This is a genomic window from Qipengyuania sp. BR81-2 (assembly GCF_055693895.1).
The window spans coordinates 49,071-67,983 of sequence record NZ_CM146344.1 but is presented as its reverse complement, the minus strand read 5'-3'; the positions used below and the strand labels follow the sequence as shown (position 1 = coordinate 67,983).

17 protein-coding genes are annotated in these 18,913 nt (G+C 63.2%); 14 read left to right on the top strand and 3 right to left on the bottom strand.

The features are described from left to right. The first annotated feature begins 159 nt into the window (after positions 1-159). The 3 genes from ACZ1G8_RS00315 (at position 160) to creD (ending at position 3,763) form a co-directional block, all read left to right on the top strand. Complete coding sequence (locus ACZ1G8_RS00315) at positions 160-549, top strand: BlaI/MecI/CopY family transcriptional regulator (protein WP_472681267.1); 390 nt, start codon at positions 160-162, stop codon at positions 547-549. Next, entirely contained in the window at positions 546-2,231 is a 1,686-nt protein-coding gene (locus tag ACZ1G8_RS00310; protein ID WP_472679884.1) for a M56 family metallopeptidase, read from the top strand. The genes ACZ1G8_RS00315 and ACZ1G8_RS00310 overlap by 4 nt, the downstream gene beginning before the upstream one ends. Before the next feature lie 146 nt (positions 2,232-2,377). After that, positions 2,378-3,763: a cell envelope integrity protein CreD gene (creD, locus tag ACZ1G8_RS00305; RefSeq protein ID WP_472679883.1), complete on the top strand. Its 1,386-nt coding sequence runs from the start codon at positions 2,378-2,380 to the stop codon at positions 3,761-3,763. Positions 3,764-3,834: 71 nt separating this feature from the next. On the opposite strand, the gene ypfJ is transcribed toward creD, so the two are convergent. Next, positions 3,835-4,692 (bottom strand): KPN_02809 family neutral zinc metallopeptidase, encoded by an 858-nt coding sequence (ypfJ, locus tag ACZ1G8_RS00300; protein WP_472679882.1) that lies wholly within the window; start codon positions 4,690-4,692, stop codon positions 3,835-3,837. Between the two features lie 89 nt (positions 4,693-4,781). On the opposite strand from ypfJ, the gene ACZ1G8_RS00295 reads away from it, so the two are divergent. The 4 genes from ACZ1G8_RS00295 (at position 4,782) to ACZ1G8_RS00280 (ending at position 8,836) form a co-directional block, all read left to right on the top strand. Then, positions 4,782-5,537, top strand: coding sequence for a 3-hydroxybutyrate dehydrogenase (locus ACZ1G8_RS00295; RefSeq protein ID WP_472679881.1), 756 nt, complete (start codon positions 4,782-4,784; stop codon positions 5,535-5,537). A gap of 73 nt (positions 5,538-5,610) precedes the next feature. After that, positions 5,611-7,074, top strand: a complete 1,464-nt coding sequence (gene guaB / locus ACZ1G8_RS00290; protein WP_472679880.1) for an IMP dehydrogenase — start codon at positions 5,611-5,613, stop codon at positions 7,072-7,074. A gap of 15 nt (positions 7,075-7,089) precedes the next feature. Continuing rightward, entirely contained in the window at positions 7,090-8,271 is a 1,182-nt protein-coding gene (locus tag ACZ1G8_RS00285; RefSeq protein WP_472679879.1) for an RsmB/NOP family class I SAM-dependent RNA methyltransferase, read from the top strand. A 103-nt stretch (positions 8,272-8,374) separates the two neighbouring features. After that, on the top strand, positions 8,375-8,836 hold the full coding sequence (locus ACZ1G8_RS00280) for a tetratricopeptide repeat protein (RefSeq protein ID WP_472679878.1): 462 nt from the start codon (positions 8,375-8,377) through the stop codon (positions 8,834-8,836). A gap of 3 nt (positions 8,837-8,839) precedes the next feature. Here ACZ1G8_RS00280 and ACZ1G8_RS00275 read toward each other — a convergent pair whose 3' ends face one another. Both ACZ1G8_RS00275 and ACZ1G8_RS00270 read right to left on the bottom strand, forming a co-directional pair. Next, entirely contained in the window at positions 8,840-9,277 is a 438-nt protein-coding gene (locus ACZ1G8_RS00275) for an RNA pyrophosphohydrolase (protein ID WP_247710200.1), read from the bottom strand. Between the two features lie 32 nt (positions 9,278-9,309). Next, entirely contained in the window at positions 9,310-10,260 is a 951-nt protein-coding gene (locus ACZ1G8_RS00270) for an alpha/beta hydrolase (RefSeq protein ID WP_472679877.1), read from the bottom strand. Positions 10,261-10,431: 171 nt separating this feature from the next. Here ACZ1G8_RS00270 and ACZ1G8_RS00265 point away from each other — a divergent pair, with 171 nt between their 5' ends. Genes ACZ1G8_RS00265 through ACZ1G8_RS00235 form a run of 7 tightly spaced genes read left to right on the top strand, consistent with a single transcriptional unit; the run spans position 10,432 to position 18,797 of the window. Further along, positions 10,432-12,384, top strand: coding sequence for a 2-oxoacid:acceptor oxidoreductase subunit alpha (locus ACZ1G8_RS00265; RefSeq protein WP_472679876.1), 1,953 nt, complete (start codon positions 10,432-10,434; stop codon positions 12,382-12,384). Further along, positions 12,381-13,415, top strand: a complete 1,035-nt coding sequence (locus ACZ1G8_RS00260; RefSeq protein ID WP_472679875.1) for a 2-oxoacid:ferredoxin oxidoreductase subunit beta — start codon at positions 12,381-12,383, stop codon at positions 13,413-13,415. Before ACZ1G8_RS00265 ends, ACZ1G8_RS00260 begins: the two co-directional genes overlap by 4 nt. Then, a complete protein-coding gene (locus ACZ1G8_RS00255) occupies positions 13,412-13,930 on the top strand; it encodes a hypothetical protein (protein ID WP_472679874.1) in 519 nt (172 codons plus the stop codon). The genes ACZ1G8_RS00260 and ACZ1G8_RS00255 overlap by 4 nt, the downstream gene beginning before the upstream one ends. A 24-nt stretch (positions 13,931-13,954) precedes the next feature. Then, positions 13,955-14,887, top strand: a complete 933-nt coding sequence (locus ACZ1G8_RS00250; RefSeq protein WP_472679873.1) for a metal-dependent hydrolase — start codon at positions 13,955-13,957, stop codon at positions 14,885-14,887. Between the two features lie 18 nt (positions 14,888-14,905). Continuing rightward, a complete protein-coding gene (locus tag ACZ1G8_RS00245) occupies positions 14,906-16,300 on the top strand; it encodes a cryptochrome/photolyase family protein (protein WP_472679872.1) in 1,395 nt (464 codons plus the stop codon). A 41-nt stretch (positions 16,301-16,341) separates the two neighbouring features. Next, complete coding sequence (locus tag ACZ1G8_RS00240) at positions 16,342-17,592, top strand: class I SAM-dependent methyltransferase (RefSeq protein ID WP_472679871.1); 1,251 nt, start codon at positions 16,342-16,344, stop codon at positions 17,590-17,592. Next, entirely contained in the window at positions 17,589-18,797 is a 1,209-nt protein-coding gene (locus ACZ1G8_RS00235) for a serine hydrolase domain-containing protein (RefSeq protein ID WP_472679870.1), read from the top strand. Before ACZ1G8_RS00240 ends, ACZ1G8_RS00235 begins: the two co-directional genes overlap by 4 nt. Positions 18,798-18,913 lie beyond the last annotated feature (116 nt).

The following is an 18,913-nucleotide window of genomic DNA, read 5'->3' as shown; positions in this document are numbered from 1 at the left end:
TCGTCCATCGAATTCTTGATGGCCCACGCAGAGCTCCGGTGGACCGCGAAACCGGAAAATGCTTCCTGAACGCGCGTTCATCTATGCTTCATGTTTACAATCGTAGTCGATGCGGCTACAGGCGTAATCGAACGCAATTCGAGAGGGGAGTACGACGTGATGGCCAGGCGCAAGCAGGGACCCGGTGACCGGATCAGCGAAGCCGAGCACGCCGTCATGGAAGCGCTGTGGGACGACAGCCCGTTGTCGGCTGCCGAAGTCTGCGACCGCGTCTGTGCGGCCAACGACTGGTCGATCCCCACAGTGAAGACCCTGTTGAGCCGCCTTGTAGCGAAGAACGCGGTCGGGACGGAACCCCAGGGCCGCAAGTTCCTTTACCATCCGCTGGTCGAGCGTTCGGACTATGTCGGCGGCGAAAGCCGTCGCCTCGTCGATCGCCTCTTCGGAGGCCGTGCAGCACCGCTTTTCGCCCATCTCGCCGAAAGCGAAGCGCTCACCGATGACGATCTCGCCGAGATCGAGGCACTCCTCAAGGAGATGCGCAAATGACCGAACTCCTGAGAGAATATTGGGACTGGTTCCTGTTCGACACGCTGGTGTGGACGGGCGCGCTGATCGCGCTGGTCATGGTGCTTCGCCGCCCCGTGGCGCGGAATTTCGGTGCCGGTGCAGCTTACGCGCTCTGGTTCCTCCCGCTTGCTCGCCTTGTCATTCCTCCTTTCACGCTTCCGGCCTGGATGCGCCCAATGACCGAGACCGTCGTCGAGGCTGAGCCAGTCTTTGCGCTACAGTCCGAAACAATCGTTCTGCCGGTCGCCCAATCGGGTGCGGCGCTTCCGACGACACTTTCCACGGCGGCCGAGCCGTTCGATTTCCTGACACCGCTGCTACTCCTGTGGCTGGGCGGAGCAATTGTCATGCTCGTGCGCCGGTTCTGGCTCTATTTCGCGCTGCGCCGCGAACTGCTTGAGGATGCCCGCCCGGTAGGCGAGGTCGGCTCCATCAGGCTGATCGAAACCTCGGCCATCTCCGGCCCGATGGCTTTCGGCGTGATCGATCGCGTCATCGCCCTGCCTAACGGTTTCATGTCGAGCCGCGAGAGGGCGGCACGTGACCTCGCGATTGCGCACGAACTCTCGCACCACCGCGGTGGCGATCTCATCGTCAACATGCTCGTCCAGCCGCTGTTCGCGATCCACTGGTTCAACCCGCTCGGCCATATCGGGTGGAATGCGCTGCGGCGCGACCAGGAAGCATTTTGCGATGCCCGTGTCGTGGCCGCCCGTTCGCACGACGAACGGGCAACCTACGCCAATGTCATCGCCGATTATGCACGCCGTCCGGCACTTGCGCCGCGCCCTGCGCTGGCTGCGCCGATGGCTTGTCCGGTTCTGGGGGACAAGTCGATAATCCATCGTTTGAGGAGTTTATCCATGTCCGATATTTCGCCGCGCCGCCGCCTTCTGGGCCGGGGTGCACTGGCTTCGGCCTTCCTGGCCGTGCCGCTGACTGCATCGATCTGCTATGCCGAAGGCACGCCCACTTTGCTGGCTGCCACGGCGCAGGCCGCGGAAACTTCCGTCGAGGAGTGGACCGAGGCCGATGTTCAGGAAGTCCGCGAGGAGCGTATCGAAACCGAAATCGAGGTGGAGCGCGAACTCGCCGAAGCCGAGCGTGAAGTCGCAGAGGCCGAGCGCGAAGTTGCCGAGGTCCGCCGCGAGATCGTCGAGATCGAGCGTGAGCTGGCCGAAGGCGACGAGCGCCGGGTCGAGAAGCGCCGCATTCGCGTCAACGGCAAGGACTGGGACAAGATGAGCGACGCCGATCGTGCCGAGCTCCGGGCCGAAATGGCCAAGCTGCGTGAACAGTTCGCCGAAGGCGGCGACTTCGACATCGAAATGAAGAAGCTGCGTGAACAGTTCGCCGAGGGTGGCGAGTTCCGCCGCGAAATGCGTCTCGCTGTCGCACAGGCAGGCGAGGCCGCGAAGATGGCACCCGAAGTTGTCGTCTCATGCAAGGACAAGTCGAAGCCTGTCACTTCGTCGACCGATGCCAAGGGCAAGACCACGCTCTTCGTTTGCGAGACTGCAGCCAACGAGCTGGCGCTCCAGGCGCTGAAGTCGGCTCGTACGGCGATCGCCAGCGAGAGCTCGCTGTCCGCCGAAGAACGTGCCGAAGCGCTGCGCTCCGTCGATGCCGAGATCGCGGAGCTCCAAAAGAAGAGAAAGTAAGAGGCGCAGGGACTGCGGGTCCTGCGTAACCCGACGGCCGGTGCAGCGATGCGCCGGCCGTTTTCGTTCACCTGAGCGCAATTCAATGCGTATTCAGTTCGTCGCTCACACAGAACGTTTCATCGCAGCAACGATGGAGATGTGTGATGCAAGAAAGATCCCCCGGTTTCAAACTGGTCCTCGCCGGACTCGTCGGGCTCGTCCTGATGATTCCCCTCATCATGGTCTATGGGCTGGTGTCCGACCGACAGCACCAGGCGCGCGTGGCGCAGGACGCGATCACGGCCGGATCGGGTGGTGCCCAGGTCGTCTCGGGCCCGGTACTTGTCATTCCATATGAAGAGCAGCGCGTCAGTAACGAAACGGTCAACGGCGTTGCGACCACACGCACGCAGACGATCCGCAAGCAACTGTTCCTGTCGCCAGAGCGCCATACGCTTGAAACAACGCTCGAACCCGAACGCAAACGCAAGGCACTCTACGAGACTGTAATCTACCTCGCGCAGATGGACGGGACGGCACGTTTCGTACTGCCCGATGACCTGTCGCGCTTTGGTGCGACACGCGAACAGCTTCTGCTCGACGAGGCGCAGATCCGCTTCGGTACCTCCGACCCACGGGGGCTCCGCGCGGTGGCGGATGTGCGCGTCGATGGCGAACGGATCGAGTTGCAGCCGGGGGAGGGCGTCCGTTCGAGCGGAGGCGCCGGTTTCCACGGCAACATCGACTGGTCTTCCGGCGAGCCGCTTTCGGTCGCCTATGATTACACCTTGCGCGGCAGCCTTTCGCTGACACTCGTGCCGCGTGGCGGACAGACCGACTGGAAGGTTTCCTCGCCCTGGGCACACCCCGGCTTCGGCGGAAGTTTTCTGCCCGACCGCAGCGAGATTTCTTCGGAGGGTTTCAATGCCAGCTGGTCGATCGGCAATCTTGCGCTGGGCCAGTCGATGGTCATGCAGGAAGACCTGCCGCCTGTTCGCGTGAGCAATTTCCCAGGTGACGTTTACACCTCCTCCGAGCCTGCTGAAGCGGCGTCGGGCAAGACCGCAACCATCAGGATGGTCGAGCCTGCCGATATCTATGCGCAGGTCGACCGAAGCGTGAAGTACGGGTTCCTGTTCATCGGCTTCACCTTCCTTACCTACCTGCTGTTCGACGTGGTCGGCGGCGCGCGTGTCGCTCCTGCGGAATACCTGCTGACCGGTGCCGGTCTGGTGCTCTTCTTCGTGATGCTACTCGCTTTTGCCGAGGTGATGGGCTTCGCCCTTGCATATGTGCTGGCGAGTGCCGCGATCATCGGGCTCCTAACTGCCTATAGCGCCGCAGTGCTGGGCGGGTGGAAGCGCGCCAGCTTCATCGGGGTGCTGCTCACGGCCCTCTACGCCGGGCTCTACATCTTGCTCAGCCTCGAGGCTGCATCGCTGATCGTGGGATCGCTTTCGATGTTCCTCGCACTGGCCGGTGTCATGTACGCGACCCGCAACGTCGAGTGGTCGCGCGCAGGACGGAGCGAAGAGCTCGCTGAGAGCTGACAATCGCTCTGCAAATGAAAAGGGGGCGTGACCAAGCCCGGTCGCGCCCCCTTGTTCGTACGGCTGGTCTGTCAGCGCAGGACCGTGATCTCGTGACAGGCCCGGTCGTCACCTTGGAGACCCAGTCGAAGGGCCTGGCTGCGCTGGGCGCTGGTACCATGGGTGAAGTTCTCGGACGAAACGCGCCCGCCGGTAAGCCGGTCGTCGCCGATCGCGGAAGCCGCCTGCATGCCTTCCTCGATATCGCCTGGTTCGATCAGGTTGCGGTTCCGGCCCGCCCAGACGCCCGCATAGCAATCGGCCTGCAATTCCATCCGCACGCTGAGCTGGTTGGCTTGTGCCCGGCTGGCCCTCTGCTGCGCACTCCTGATCTGGCCGGAAATGCCGGTGATAGTCTGGATATGGTGTCCGTACTCGTGCGCGAGAACATAGTAACGCGCAAAGTCGCCGCGGTTGCCTGCCATGCGTGCCAGCTGGTCGTAGAAGCTGGTGTCGATGTAGATCGTCTGGTCGGCCGGGCAGTAGAACGGGCCTGAAGCCGAAGTCGCGCTGCCGCAGCCCTGCGTGGTCACGCGGCCGTTGCGGAACAGGTCGAGCGTCGGCTGCTGGAAGCGGTCGCCAAGGCCCTGTTCCTGGAAGATGCGGGCCCAAGTCTGGTTGAGCGACTGCAGTCCATTGCAAGCCTCGAGCGCATATTCGCTCGAATTGCAGATCTCTTCCTCGTTGGTGTTCGCAGGCCCGGCCTGCTGCGTGCCCTGCTGGACGCTCTCGACCGTCGCTGCGGTCTGGAAAGGGTCGAGACCGAAAACGAAATAGCCGAGCGCTGCGATGACGATCGTGCCGCAGCCCAGACCGCCAGCCTTGCCTACGCCGCCGCCTCCACTGGAGCGGACCTTGATGTTGCTGGTATTGAACGGATTGAGCCGCATTCATTCCCCCATCGTTCTGGCCGCTTTACAGTGCGCAACCGATGCGCGATGGCCGTTGTCGAATGTACCCCTAACGCTCGGAGAGCCAAATGTTTCTCGAAGGAAAGCGCGCACTTGTCACCGGATCGACCAGCGGGATCGGCCTTGCCATCGCCCGGGCACTGGCGGCCGAAGGGGCGAAAGTCGTCCTGAACGGCTTCGGCGACGAGGCGGAGATCGCCAAGCTTTGCGAGGAACTGGGCGCAACCCATAGCGGCGCCGACCTGACCGACGTGGCACAGGTCGAAGCCATGATGGCCGAGGCAGGTGAGATCGATATCCTCGTAAACAACGCCGGCATGCAGCACGTCTCGCCGGTCGAGGATTTCCCGCTCGACAAGTGGGACAAGCTCGTGGCGCTCAACCTTTCGGCTGTATTCCACTGCACGCGCCTCGTGGTGCCGGGCATGAAGAAGAAGGGCTGGGGGCGCATCATCAACACCGCCAGCGCGCACTCGAAGGTCGCGAGCCCCTTCAAGAGCGCCTACAATGCGACCAAGCACGGGGTGGACGGTTTCACCAAGACCGTTGCGCTCGAGCTGGCCGAGCACGGTATCACCGCCAACTGCATCAGCCCCGGCTATGTCTGGACCCCGCTGATCGAGGGCCAGATCCCCGATACCATGAAGGCGCGCGGCATGACCCGCGAGCAGGTCATCAACGACGTGCTGCTGGTGAAGCAGGCCACCAAGAAGTTCGTCCAGCCCGAGGAAATCGGCGCGCTTGCCGCGTTCCTCTGCCGCGATGAAGCGCAGAACGTGAACGGCGCAAACTGGAGCGTCGACGGAGGCTGGACGGCGGAGTAGCCGCGCCCTCTAGCATCCGCCACAAACCGTCGTTACATGGGCCGCCACATTCCTCCGGCAGGCGATTCTCATAGTGGCACATCTCGACATTCCCCTCGGTCTTACCTTCGACGACGTTCTCCTGCGTCCGGCCGAGAGCGATATCCTTCCTTCGATGGCGAATACCGCCACGCGGCTGACGCGCGAGATCCAGCTCAATATCCCCGTCATCTCCTCGGCGATGGACACGGTGACCGAGGCAGACATGGCGATCGCCATGGCGCAGCTAGGCGGTATCGGAGTGCTGCACCGCAATTTCGAGATCGACGAACAGGCCGCCGCCGTGCGCGCCGTGAAGCGCTATGAAAGCGGCATGGTGGTCAACCCGATCACTATTCACCCGGATGCTACGCTTGGCGATGCGCAGGAAATCATGACGGCCAATCGCATCAGCGGTATTCCGGTGACCGATCGCAGCGGCAAGCTGGTCGGCATTCTCACCAACCGCGACGTGCGCTTCGCAGAAAACCCTCGTCAGCCCGTCCAGGAGCTGATGACGACCGAAAACCTCGCCACGGTTCCCCTCGGCACCAGCCAGGAAGAAGCGCGCCGCCTCCTGCACCAGCGCCGGATCGAGAAGCTGCTGGTGGTCGACGATGGCGGTCACTGCGTCGGTCTCATCACGGTCAAGGATATCGAGAAGGCGGTTGCCTATCCCGATGCCACCAAGGACGAGCAGGGCCGCCTGCGCGTCGCGGCGGCCACCACGGTCGGCGACAAGGGCTTCGAGCGCACCGAGGCGCTGATCGATGCCGGTGTCGATGTCGTCGTGATCGACACCGCGCATGGCCACAACAAGGAAGTCTCCAGGGCGGTCGAGCGCGTGAAGAAGCTCTCGAACGCGGTCCAGGTCATTGCAGGCAACGTAGCGACCGGCGAAGCGACCAAGGCGCTGTGTGGCGCGGGCGCGGACGCGGTGAAAGTCGGCATCGGACCGGGTTCGATCTGCACCACACGCGTGGTCGCCGGTGTCGGCGTGCCGCAGCTCACTGCGATCATGGACAGCGTCGAGGAAGCCGAGAAGCAGGGCGTTCCGGTCATCGGCGACGGCGGCCTTCGCACCAGCGGCGATGCGGCCAAGGCGCTGGCTGCCGGCGCTTCGAGCATCATGGTCGGCTCGATGCTGGCCGGCACCGAAGAAGCGCCGGGCGAAACCTTCATCTACCAGGGCCGCAGCTACAAGAGCTATCGTGGCATGGGTAGCGTCGGCGCGATGGCGCGCGGCAGTGCGGATCGGTACTTCCAGGCGGACGTCAGCCAGCAAAAGCTGGTCCCCGAAGGTATCGAGGGCCAGGTCCCTTACAAGGGCCCGACGAGCGCGGTCATCCACCAGCTCGTCGGCGGCATCAAGGCGGCGATGGGTTACACCGGCAGTGCGACGATCGAAGACCTGCGCAAGCGTGCGCATTTCGTGCGCATTACCAACGCCGGCCTGACCGAAAGCCACGTCCATGACGTGTCGATCACTCGGGAAGCCCCGAACTATCCGACGCGCTGATCGGGGAGGGGAGACATGACCCCCGCCGCACGCGTCCAGACCTCGATCGAGTTGCTCGACGCGATCATCGAATCCGCGCGTTCCAAGGGTGCGCCCGCGGACCGGATCCTCGCCGAGTGGTTCCGCAACAACCGCTTCGCCGGGTCGAAGGACCGCCGCGCCATCCGCGAGCTGGTTTTCTCCGCCATCCGCGCCTGTGGCCCAGTGCCGCAGAGCGGCCGTGCAGCCATGCTTCGACTCGCCGAGGTCGACGACAGCATCCTGCCCTTGTTCGACGGCTCGAATTATGGGCCCGAACCCGTAAGTGGCGATGAGACTGCGGCGACCGGCGGCGTTGCTCCTGATTGGCTGGCTGGCCTGCTTGAGAAATCCGGGATCGGAGAAGCTGAAGCTGACGCATTGCTCGGCCGTGCGCCGCTCGACCTGCGGGTGAACACGCTCAAGGCTGACCGCGCGACGATCTCGCTCCCAAGTGAAGCCGTAAAGACCGATGCGCCTAATGGGCTGCGTCTAGAGCCCGGTACGCATGTCGAGCAATGGCCCGAGTGGCGCGAAGGCAAGATCGAGGTGCAGGACACCGGTTCGCAGTTGGCGTGCCTTGCTGTCGATGCGCAGCCCGGCGAGACCGTGGTCGACCTGTGCGCCGGTGGCGGTGGCAAGACGCTCGCGCTTGCGGCGGCAATGGACAATCTCGGCAGGCTCGTCGCATCCGACACCGATCGCAACCGCCTCTCGCGCCTCGCCCCGCGGGCCGAGCGTGCCGGAGCGACCAATATCGAGACTCGCCTGCTCGACCCCAAGCGGGAGATGGAAGCGCTCGACGACCTGACCGGGCAGGCGGATGCCGTCCTGATCGACGCGCCCTGTTCGGGCACGGGCACGTGGCGACGAAATCCGGAGGCGCGCTGGCGTCTCGATGAAGGCGAACTCGCACGCCTGACGAGCCTGCAGGCCGAAATCCTCGATCTCGCAACGAATTTGGTTAAGCCCGGCGGGCGACTGGTCTTCGTGACCTGTTCGCTGCTCGATGAAGAAGGTGCTGACCAGTTCGAGGCGTTTCTTTCGCGGCATCAGGAGTTTAGCGCCCAGGAAGTGACGCTTCCCGTGGGCCGACCACGCGGGAACGGCATCCGCCTGACGCCGTATCACGATGGTACGGACGGGTTTTTCATCGCCCGTGCAGCTAGATCGTGTTAGCTTTCCCGCTATGGCTAACACTCAGCCTTCCGCGAGATCATCGCTAACGGAGACGATTATGCGTTTTGCCCCCGCCGCCGCCGCCCTTTCCCTGGCTCTTGCCATGACTGCGAGCGTTAGCGTGGGACAGGAACGCGATCCGACCCCGCGGGCGGCTATGCTTATCGCTCAGGGTGAAGCGGCGCTTAAGCAAGGCAGCACGCAAGCTGCGACCGATGCCTTCGAGGCCGCGCTTACCGTGGACCCGGGATATACGCCGATCTTCCTCCACCTTGCCGAGGCTGCGCGCGAGGACAAGTTGCAGGGCAAGGCAATCCGTTATTACCGCGAGGCGCTTTCGCGCGATCCCGACAATCTCGCCGCGATTGCCGGCGAGGGTGAGGCACTCGCCGAGAAGGGCGCGCTTGAGAAGGCGCGACTGAGCCTCGCGAAGGTCCAGTCGCTGTGCGGCGACAGCTGCCCTGAGACGCAGGGTCTGGCGAATGCAATTGCTGCAGGCCAGCGCGCTCCGGTCGTGACCGCAGAGGCCACGATCCCTGATGCGCCGGCTCCCCAGTCCAACTGATCGTCAGACTAGCTCGCGGAACTCCGCTACGACTGCGCGATAGACGCGTTTCTTGAACGGAACGATGAGCTCGGGCAGCTGCTCGGGCTCTACCCATTTCCAGTCGCAGAATTCGGCCGGGTCATGCGCCTCGAGGTCTATGTCCTCGTCCGCGCCGGAAAAGCGCGCAAGGAACCAGATCTGCTCCTGCCCGCGATATTTCCCGCCCCATAGCTTGCCGATGAGTTCTTCCGGCAGGTCATAGCGTATTGGTTCCTTGGTCCGGTCGATTAGCGAGACGTGCTCGGGCTTGGCACCGGTCTCTTCCGCCAGTTCGCGCAGCGCCGCCTGATCGAGGTCCTCGCCCTCGTCGACACCGCCCTGAGGCATCTGCCACCAGTCGCCCTCCTTGTTGTCGATCCGCCGACCGACGAAAACGCGGCCCTGGCTGTTCACCAACATGACGCCGACACAGGGTCGGTATCCGAGTTCGCTCACCTGTAACGCTCCACCATGAGTTCTACCGCGTCGAGGAAGGCATCGAGGTCCCTCTGCCCGCTCGGCATCGCTTTCCTAAGCGTGGTAAAGCCATGAATGATCCCGGGAAATTCGAGATAGACGACTTCGGTGCCCTGCTGGATCAGGTGCGCTGCATATTCGCGGCCCGAATCCCGCAGTGGATCGAGCCCGGCAGTGCAAACCACCGTCGGCGGAGTGTTCGAGCAGTCGCCGACCATCGGCGTGTGGCGCGGATCGTCCGCGCTGCCGCCATATTGCTCGGTGAACCAGCTCATGGCCGCGCCGGTCAGAAGGAAGCCTTCCGCAAAATCCCTGAGCGAGCGATGCTGCGAGACGTCGCTTGCCACGGGGTAGATCGGCGCCTGCACGATCACCGGCACGTCCGCTGGATCATTCACGAGCTGGTTGGTGGTGACGATCGTGAGATTGCCGCCCGCGCTGTCGCCGGTGATTACCAGCCCTGAAATCTTGCGCCCGAGCGCTTCGGGTGACGACGCGATCCATCGCGCTGCCGCCTCGCAATCGTCGGGTGCTGCGGGGAAGGGGTGCTCGGGTGCGAGCCGGTATTCGACCGAGACCACGGGCAGATCGAGCCGGTAGGCGATCTCGGTGCAGAGCGAATGATAGACGTCGATGTCGCCGATCACGAACCCACCACCGTGAATGAAGACCACGCAAGGGGAGGGATCACGCGTTTCCTTGGCATCATAGAAACGTAGCGGGATGTCACCTGCGGGTCCGGGGCAGGTGAGGTCCTTGATGATCGCGAGATCGCGCGCGGGAGCTTCCGCCAGCGCGCCCAGCGTTTTCATCTGTGTTCGGCCTTCTTCCGCGCCGACTTCTTCGACTCCCTTGCCCCCCATCTGCTCGAGCATGTCGAGAAATGCGCGCACGTCGTCGCGCACGAAATGTTCGGTATCGGCCATGGTGCTCTCTCCCTTCGCGTTGCAAAAAGGGACTAACCGTCTCGCTCGCGCTTTTCCACCAGCCTTTTTGCGGCTAGCAGAGAAACTTCATTGCGAGAGGATGGGACGCCTCCTAGGTGGCGCTCCCGCAGAGACAGCGCCGATTATGGCGCGCGACAAGGAATTGACCGGATGGCAACAGCCGCCAGCCTGCCGCAAGACGGCCTCCCCGCCAGCCCCGATGCGATCGTCGTGCGTTTCGCCGGCGACTCGGGCGACGGCATGCAGCTCACCGGGGGGCAGTTCACCCTGTCGACCGCGCTGGCCGGGAACGATCTTGCGACTTTCCCCGATTTCCCCGCCGAGATCCGCGCGCCGCAGGGCACGCTGTTCGGTGTGTCGGCTTTCCAGATCAACTTCGGGAGCCGATCGATCAACACGGCAGGCGACGCTCCCGATGTGCTGGTCGCGATGAACCCGGCAGCGCTGAAGGTGAACCTCGCGGCGCTCAAGCCTGGTGGCCTGATTATCGCCGACACGGGTGCCTTCACGAAGCGTAATCTCGACAAGGCGAAATACGATGCCAACCCGCTCGAGGATGGCAGCCTCGCGAAATACGACCTGCTCGCCTTCGATATCAGCGAGAAGACCATCGAGGCCGTGAAGCCCTTCGGTCTCGGCAACAAGGATGCGCTTCGTTCGAAGAACATGTGGACCCTCGGCCTTGCGCTGTGGATGTTCGACCGCGACCGCGAGCCGATCCACGACTGGCTAAAGCAGAAGTTCAAGTCGAAGCCCGAGATCGCCGATGCAAATATCGCGGCGCTCGACGCAGGCCACGCCTATGGCGAAACGGCAGAGCTCGCGGGACCGCTCAAGCAGGTTCATGTCGATCCGGTCCCGACTGCTCCGGGCCTTTATCGCACGGTCACGGGCGCGGAAGCCGTCAGCCTCGGACTGGTCGCAGGTGCACAGCTTGCGGAACTGCCGATGTTCTTCGGCGGCTATCCGATCACGCCCGCCTCTGCCATCCTCCATCACCTCGCGCGGCTGAAGGAATTCGGCGTCACGACCTTCCAGGCTGAAGACGAAATCGCGGCTATCTGTGCTGCCATCGGCGCGAGCTATGCTGGCCAGTTGGGCGTCACCAGCTCGTCGGGACCGGGCATTGCGCTCAAGACCGAGGCCATCGGTCTCGGCATCATGACCGAGCTTCCGCTGGTGATCGTCAACTCGCAGCGTGGCGGTCCTTCGACCGGCCTGCCGACGAAGACCGAGCAGAGCGATCTCTACCAGGCGGTCTACGGCCGTAATGGCGATGCGCCGATGCCGGTCATCGCGGCATGCAGCCCTTCCGATGCATTCGAAGTGGCGATCGAGGCATGTCGTATCGCGACACAATACATGACACCGGTCATGCTGCTGACCGACGGCTATATCGCCAATGCCGCCGAGCCGTGGAAGGTGCCCGATCCCTCGACGTTCGAGCCGTTCCCTGCACAGTTCCTGACCGAGAAGAACGGCACCGACGAGGAAGGCAATGCGACCTTCCTGCCGTACAAGCGTGACGAGAAGGGCGCGCGTCCCTGGGTGAAGCCCGGCACGCCCGAACTGATGCATCGCATCGGCGGCATCGAGAAGCACGAACTGACCGGCAACATCGACTACTCGCCCGACAACCACCAGCGCATGACCGATGCGCGCAAGAACAAGGTGGAAGGCGTCGAGGTGCCCGATCAGGAAGTCGCCCTGGGCGAAACCACCGGCAAGCTCGCGGTCGTCGGCTGGGGCAGCACCTACGGTCCAATCCACCAGGCCGTGCGCCGCAGCATCGAGAAGGGCTGCTCGGTCAGCCATATCCATGTGCGCCACATCTGGCCAATGCCGAAGAACCTCGGCGACCTGCTTCGCGGCTTCGACCACGTCCTCGTGCCGGAAATGAATACCGGCCAGTTCAAGACGGTGCTGCGCGACCAGTTCCTCGTCGATGCGCAGCCTCTCACCAAGACCAGCGGCCAGCCCTTCCAGATTGCGGAGCTCGAGGCGGAGATCGCCAAGTTCTTCGACGATATTCCCGGCAACGAAGGCGGGCAGGTCCCAGCCAACGACCAGCAGCTTCCGAGCACGGAAGGAGGCGCAAAATGAACGCACCTGCCAAGATCGAAACCACGCTCAAGGACTGGGAAACCGACCAGGAGGTTCGCTGGTGCCCGGGTTGCGGTGACTACGCGATCCTCAAGGCCGTCCAGCGCACGCTCCCGCAGCTTGGTGCCGACCCGAAGAACACGGTCTTCATCAGCGGCATCGGCTGCTCGAGCCGTTTCCCATATTATGTCGAGAGCTACGGCTTCCACACCATCCACGGACGCGCTCCGGCGTTTGCGACCGGCGCGAAGCTGGCCAATCCGGACCTCGATGTCTGGCTGGTGACTGGCGACGGCGATGGCCTATCCATCGGCGGCAACCACCTGATGCACGTCCTGCGCCGCAACGTGAATATGCAGATCATGCTGTTCAACAACGAGATTTACGGTCTCACGAAGGGGCAGGCCTCGCCGACCAGCCGCGAAGGCACAAAGTCGCCCTCGACCCCGATCGGCAGCTACGACCATCCCGCACGCCCGGCAGCATTCGCGCTGGGTAGCGGTGCACGCTTTATCGGCCGCGGCTTCGACGTGTCGAAGAACCTGCCTGACGTGCTCAAGGCGGCCCACGCGCACAAGGGCGCAGCCTTCATTGAGATTTTCCAGAACTGCATCGTCTACAACAAGGACGTCTTCAACGACTTCGCCGCGCCCAAGGGCGCGGAAGACCAGCAGCTATGGCTCGAAGACGGCAAGCCGATGCTGTTCGCCAAGGACACCAAGGGTATCGCGCTCAATCGCGAGACGCTGAGCCTCGAAGTGGTCGACGTGACCGATGGCGACTGGGAAGCAGCGGGCGTGATCGTCCACGATGTCACAAACCGCTCGGTGGCCCATATGCTGATCGAGATGCCCTTCGGTCCGTTCCCGATGGCGCTCGGCGTCCTATACGACGATCCGCGTCCGACTTTCGAGGATGCGGTCATCGCCGAACGCGAGAAGGCCAGCGAAGGCAAGGAAGCCAATCTCGCCAAGCTGCTCGGCAAGGGGCAGACCTGGACGGTAGACGGCACGGCGCAGGATCCCGTTTGAAGCGCCTAGCGGCCAGCTTCGCTACTCTAGCGCTGGCCGCCGGTGCTGCCGGACCACTTTCGGCCGAAGAGGGCGTCGAGCCCGAGGTATTCGCAGCGGTCTTCGAACTGCATGACGATCAGGCCGAGTACGACGGCTACTACTGTCCGCCCGATCCGGACGAGAATTCCATCTGCTTGGGGGCAAGCATCCTCATTCAGAAGGGCGAGGTCGTCCGCTATCTGGGCGCCGAGCCTCTCGCGGATGCGACGATGATCCGCAACGCGCGGGGCGGCGATGTCTATGGAGACTACCTGCGCTTCCGGATGATCACTGGTCATGCCGTCAAGCGCGTCCTGCCCGGGCGTTTCGTCGCGGTGCTCGAACCGACAGACAAAGGCTACATTTTTGTCCAGTGGAAAGAGGGGCTCAACCATGGGCGGCCATGCCTGCCCGACTTTGTTATCGAGCATTATGGAGATCGTCTCGATCTCTCCTCCGGGTCCGTAGTGCCCGATGGGTCGGTTTGTTTCTAAAAAAGTCACGAGGTCGCAAAGCAAATGGATAACATAACCCATTCGCTGGTGGGCGCGCTGATCGGGCAGGCCGGCCTTAAGAAGAAGACCGGCCTTGCCATGCCCGCCCTCGTCATCGGGGCGAATCTGCCCGATGTGGATGCGGCCTGCCTGTTCTGGCTCGAAGGCGTGGAACACCTCGGATTCCGGCGCGGCATCACGCATGGTCCGCCAGCTCTTGTGCTGCTGCCGCTGATCCTCGCGGGCCTGCTCTACGGTTACGACCGCTGGCAGGGTAGCCGCGGGAAACGTCCCGCGGACCGCTTGCCGGTGAGTTTCAAGTGGCTCTTCCTGCTCAGTTTCGTCGGCTGCCTCACGCACCCGGCGCTCGATTGGCTGAACGTCTATGGCATCCGCCTTCTCGAGCCATTCTCCAGCCAGTGGTTCTACGGTGATACCCTTTTCATCATCGACCTCTGGCTCTGGGCGCTATTGGGCATCTCCACGTGGTTTTCGCTGAGGCGCGAGAAGAAGGGCGGGGAGTGGCAGAAGCCTGCGCAAATCTCGCTTACCATCGCCTCTCTCTACATCGCGTTCCAGGGGCTGCTGACTGGTGCTGCAGAGCGCGAAGTCACGGAAAGCCCGACCGGAACAGACATCGTGATCGCCAGTCCGCCGCCATTCTGGTCGTGGGAACGCGATATGATAACGGGCGGAAACGGGCTCTACACACTGAACGGCGATACGACCTTTCCCGGCGTGCCCCTCGATCGCTGCGATCTCGAAGCGGCGCGTGAGGCCGACAGCGAGGTCGACGCCTTCCTGTTCTGGTCGCGCACGCCTTACATCGTACCCAAGGAAGACGGCACGCTCTGGCTGCAGGACGCGCGCTTCTCCGACCCGCGCGCAAGCGGGCGTTTCGAGGTCCGATTGCCAGACGACGTCTGCGAGGGCGTGAAGACGGAACCGACCGAGTAGCGCGGCGGTTAGAGCCGCATGAGTTCTCCCCAAATCGTCTGGCTGCGGCGCGACCTCCGCATGGCCGACCAGCCCGCCCTCCATGCCGCCGCGAAGGCCGGGCCTGTCATTTGCATATTTGTCCTCGACCAGGATCGTGCGGGCGACCACGCCTATGGCGGGGCATCTCTGGTATGGCTCCACTATTCGCTCGAGAGCCTTGGCAAGAGCTTCGGTAGCCGCAATTCGAGGATTGTGCTCAGGAAGGGCGATGCACCGCAGATCCTCGCGGCGATCGCCGATGAGGTCGGTGCGAGCTGCATCCATGCGACGCGGCACTACGAGCCCTGGTGGAAGGAAGCCGAGGACGAGGTTCGCGATGCATTGGGTGATGAGCGCGAGCTCTGCCTTTATGACGGCAATTACTTGCTGCCGCCCGGTTCGGTAACGACCGGCTCGGGCGATCCGTACAAGATCTACACGCCATTCTCGAAGGCGATGCTCGAACGCATGCCTCCACGCGACGTGCTGGACGAGCCGGAGATGATCTCCTCGCCCGGCAGCTGGCCCGAAAGCGACGAACTCGGGGATTGGGACCTTCTTCCGACCCAGCCGGACTGGGCAGGGGGCATCCGTGAGTACTGGGACTTCGGCGAGGCTGCCGCGCATGAGCGGCTCGAGTGGTGGACCGACCAGGTCGCCGAATACGACGAGGGTCGCAACTTTCCATCCGAGGATATCACCTCGCGCCTGTCGCCACATCTCCACTGGGGGGAAATCAGCCCGGCGCAGGTCTGGCACAAGCTCAAGGACAAGCGCTCCGACGGATGGAAGACCTATGCAAAGGAGATCATCTGGCGCGACTATGCCCAGAACGTGATCGACCAGTTTCCCGACTACCCGCGCGAGAGCTACCGCGACTATGACGAGCGCACCTTGTGGCGGAACCCCAATGCCGGTCACCTCATCCAAGAGGACCTGGAATGCTGGCAGAAGGGCATGACCGGATATCCGGTGGTCGATGCAGGGATGCGGCAGCTCTGGCAGACCGGATGGATGCACAATCGCGTGCGGATGATCTGCGCCAGCTTCCTCGTGAAACACCTGCTGATCGACTGGCGCTTCGGCGAGCAATGGTATTGGGACACGCTGGTCGACGCCGACTACGGCAACAACGGCGTGAACTGGCAGTGGATTTCGGGCACCGGCGTCGACAGCAACATGTTCGTTCGCATCATGGCGCCGCTGACGCAGAGCGAGAAGTTCGACGCGGCTGGCTATATCCGCGAATACGTGCCGGAACTCGCAGACCTGTCCGACAGCGAAATTCACGATCCGCCGGACTCGAAGCGCGGAGACTATCCGGTGAAGATCATCGCCCATAAGGAAGCGCGCGAACGCGCGTTGGAGGCATACAAGGCCAGCAAGTCGTAGCGGACTTGTCGTCTCAGTTCCTGCGCGGCATAGCGCCGGTCATGGACATGCAGACCTCTCAACGCGGACGCGACCTTATCGAGGGTTCGAAGGCATTTGCGAGAAAGCCGGGTCTGTTCGCGCGGCTGATCGCGCCGGGTGTCGAGAAGATGCTCTCCCGCATCGACGAGGGACTTGCCAGCGGAACAATTCACGGGACACTTCCGGACGGTACCAAGCGCACCCTTGGTGGCCGCGCGCCCGGTTTCGAATGCCATTTCGAACTGCGCAGCTACCGCGCGCTGATCCGCATCGCGACCAATGGCTCGGTTGGCCTCTACCAGGGTTGGGAAGCGGGGGAATGGTGGAGCCCCGATCCGGTGCCGCTCTTTGCCCTCTTCATGCAGCATGCCGAGCGCCTGGGAGACACGGCGCGGGCCAAGGGACCCTTTCGCCACGCACTGAAGCTGGCGCATCTCGTCAACCGCAACACGCATGCAGGCGCGCAGAAGAACATCTCCGCGCATTACGACCTCGGCAACGATTTCTACCGCGCATGGCTCGATCCGACGATGAGCTATTCCTCTGCGCTCGATGTCGTGGAGGATCGGCTGGAAGCAGCGCAGAAGCGCAAATGGGCCGCCTTGGGCGAGCGCATCGGCGAGCCTGAAAGCGTCCTCGAAATCGGTTGCGGCTGGGGAGCGCTCGCCGGCTATCTCGCGGGCAGGGGAAGCCATGTCACCGCGATTAGCCTGTCGGACGAGCAATTGGCGTGGGCGCGCCAGCACCAGTCGACCGCGATCGATTTCCGCAAGCAGGACTATCGCGATACCGCAGGCAGCTATGACGCCATCGTCAGCGTGGAAATGGTCGAGGCGCTGGGCCGCGAATATTGGCCGACCTTCATGGACTGCATTGCGCGAAACCTGAAACCGGGTGGGCGCGCCGCGATCCAGTATATCTCGATCCGCGACGAGCTCTTCGACGACTATGCCAAGAGCGCCGACTTCATCCAGGCTTACATCTTCCCTGGCGGGCTGCTGATCCGCACGAGCGAGTTCCGCCGTCTCGCGGAAGAGCGCGGGATGACATGGCAGGACCAGCACGATTTCGGCCTCGACTATGCCGAAACCCTTCGCTTGTGGCGCGAACGGTTCGATCTGGCGGCGGCGAATGACGATCTACCGGTCGGTTTCGACAAACGCTTTTGCGACTTGTGGCGCTATTATCTGATGTATTGCGAAGGCGGATTCCGCGGCGGCGGGATCGACGTCCACCAGGTCACGCTGGTTAAAGAGGGAGAGAGGGCATGAAAAACTGGCTTATCGGAGCAGCGGCATTGGCGCTCGCCGGGTGCGGGGCAGCGGCTACCGAGGACATGCAGGCGGCCACCTCCCCTGCACAGATGCCGGCTGTCTCGCAGGTCATGCCCGAACAGATGGCGAGCATGGATCCTTCGGACTCGATCCTATTCTGGAGCGATGAGCGCCGTTCCGCAGCATTCCGTGACATGGAATCGCTCTTTCCTGGTCTGGAAGTAACGCCGCGATCTGCGGCCCGCAGCCTGCCGCGGAGTCAGAACGCGCTTTCGAGCGAAACGGTGAACGCGATCCGGGGCTTCATGCGTGACACCTCGGTGTCGGGCCTGATGGTCCTGCGCGGTGGCGAAGTCGAGTTCGAGGAATACGGCTTGGGTCTCGGCGCGGAAGATCGCTGGACCAGCTTCTCGGTCGCGAAGAGCTTCACATCGACTCTCCTCGGCGCAGCCATCGAAGACGGTTCGATCGAAAGCCTCGATACCCCGGTGACCGATATCATTCCCGCGCTGTCCGGCACGGCTTACGACGGCGTTACCGTCGGCCAGATCGCGACCATGACATCGGGCGTCGCGTGGAACGAGGACTACACCGACCCGGCGAGCGATGTTGCGCGAATGCTCGCGGTGACACCGGTCGCTGGAGAATCGCAGGCCGTGACCTATGCCCGTACGCTCCAGCGCGAGGCTCCCGCGGGCGAAAAGTGGGTCTACAAGACGCTCGAGACCAATTTGCTCGGTTTGATCGTCGAGGAGGCGACCGGCATGTCGCTCGCCGAATACGCGGCCAAGAAGATTGTCTTCCCGGCGGGTTTCGAAGGCTCGCTGTTCTGGATGCAGGACCTCACCGGCGGGAATATCGGCGGATGCTGCCTGTCGCTGACGCTGTCGGACTATGCGCGTTTCGGGCAGTTCGTGCTCGAGGGTGGCGAGGGCGTGGTGCCTTCAGGATGGTTCGATGCTGCCGGCGATGCGCAGGTCGATTTCGGGCCGCGTGCGCCCGGCTTCGGCTACGGCTATCAGTGGTGGGCCTATCCTGGCGAGCAGTACGGGGCGCAGGGCATCTTCGGACAGGCGATCACTATCGTGCCCGATGCCGATCTCGTTGTTGCGGTCGTCAGCAACTGGCCGACTGCCACGAGCTTGGAGAACCGGGCGAAGTTCCGTGAAATCGTCGGGATGATCGCTGCAGAAGGGGAGTAGGCCTGTCCCCAATACAAGTGGTGGCCGAGGCCACTGGGGCGCACGGCCACCGACGACGAGCCATCCGGACGAGGTTCAGGCCAGGCCCTTCAGGCCGCCGCCAAAGCTGTCGGTGT

Excerpts from the sequence above, each read along its gene's own strand:
- ACZ1G8_RS00310 (WP_472679884.1), top strand. The coding sequence starts at position 546 with ATGACCGAACTCCTGAGAGAATATTGGGACTGGTTCCTGTTCGACACG.
- ACZ1G8_RS00275 (WP_247710200.1), bottom strand. The coding sequence starts at position 9,277 with ATGTTGGTGAACAGCCAGGGCCGCGTTTTCGTCGGTCGGCGGATCGAC.
- ypfJ (WP_472679882.1), bottom strand. The coding sequence starts at position 4,692 with ATGCGGCTCAATCCGTTCAATACCAGCAACATCAAGGTCCGCTCCAGT.
- ACZ1G8_RS00250 (WP_472679873.1), top strand. The coding sequence starts at position 13,955 with ATGGATAACATAACCCATTCGCTGGTGGGCGCGCTGATCGGGCAGGCC.
- ACZ1G8_RS00260 (WP_472679875.1), top strand. The coding sequence starts at position 12,381 with ATGAACGCACCTGCCAAGATCGAAACCACGCTCAAGGACTGGGAAACC.
- ACZ1G8_RS00295 (WP_472679881.1), top strand. The coding sequence starts at position 4,782 with ATGTTTCTCGAAGGAAAGCGCGCACTTGTCACCGGATCGACCAGCGGG.
- ACZ1G8_RS00280 (WP_472679878.1), top strand. The coding sequence starts at position 8,375 with ATGACTGCGAGCGTTAGCGTGGGACAGGAACGCGATCCGACCCCGCGG.
- ACZ1G8_RS00315 (WP_472681267.1), top strand. The coding sequence starts at position 160 with ATGGCCAGGCGCAAGCAGGGACCCGGTGACCGGATCAGCGAAGCCGAG.
- ACZ1G8_RS00270 (WP_472679877.1), bottom strand. The coding sequence starts at position 10,260 with ATGGCCGATACCGAACATTTCGTGCGCGACGACGTGCGCGCATTTCTC.
- ACZ1G8_RS00240 (WP_472679871.1), top strand. The coding sequence starts at position 16,342 with ATGGACATGCAGACCTCTCAACGCGGACGCGACCTTATCGAGGGTTCG.
- creD (WP_472679883.1), top strand. The coding sequence starts at position 2,378 with ATGCAAGAAAGATCCCCCGGTTTCAAACTGGTCCTCGCCGGACTCGTC.
- ACZ1G8_RS00265 (WP_472679876.1), top strand. The coding sequence starts at position 10,432 with ATGGCAACAGCCGCCAGCCTGCCGCAAGACGGCCTCCCCGCCAGCCCC.
- ACZ1G8_RS00245 (WP_472679872.1), top strand. The coding sequence starts at position 14,906 with ATGAGTTCTCCCCAAATCGTCTGGCTGCGGCGCGACCTCCGCATGGCC.
- ACZ1G8_RS00235 (WP_472679870.1), top strand. The coding sequence starts at position 17,589 with ATGAAAAACTGGCTTATCGGAGCAGCGGCATTGGCGCTCGCCGGGTGC.
- ACZ1G8_RS00285 (WP_472679879.1), top strand. The coding sequence starts at position 7,090 with ATGACCCCCGCCGCACGCGTCCAGACCTCGATCGAGTTGCTCGACGCG.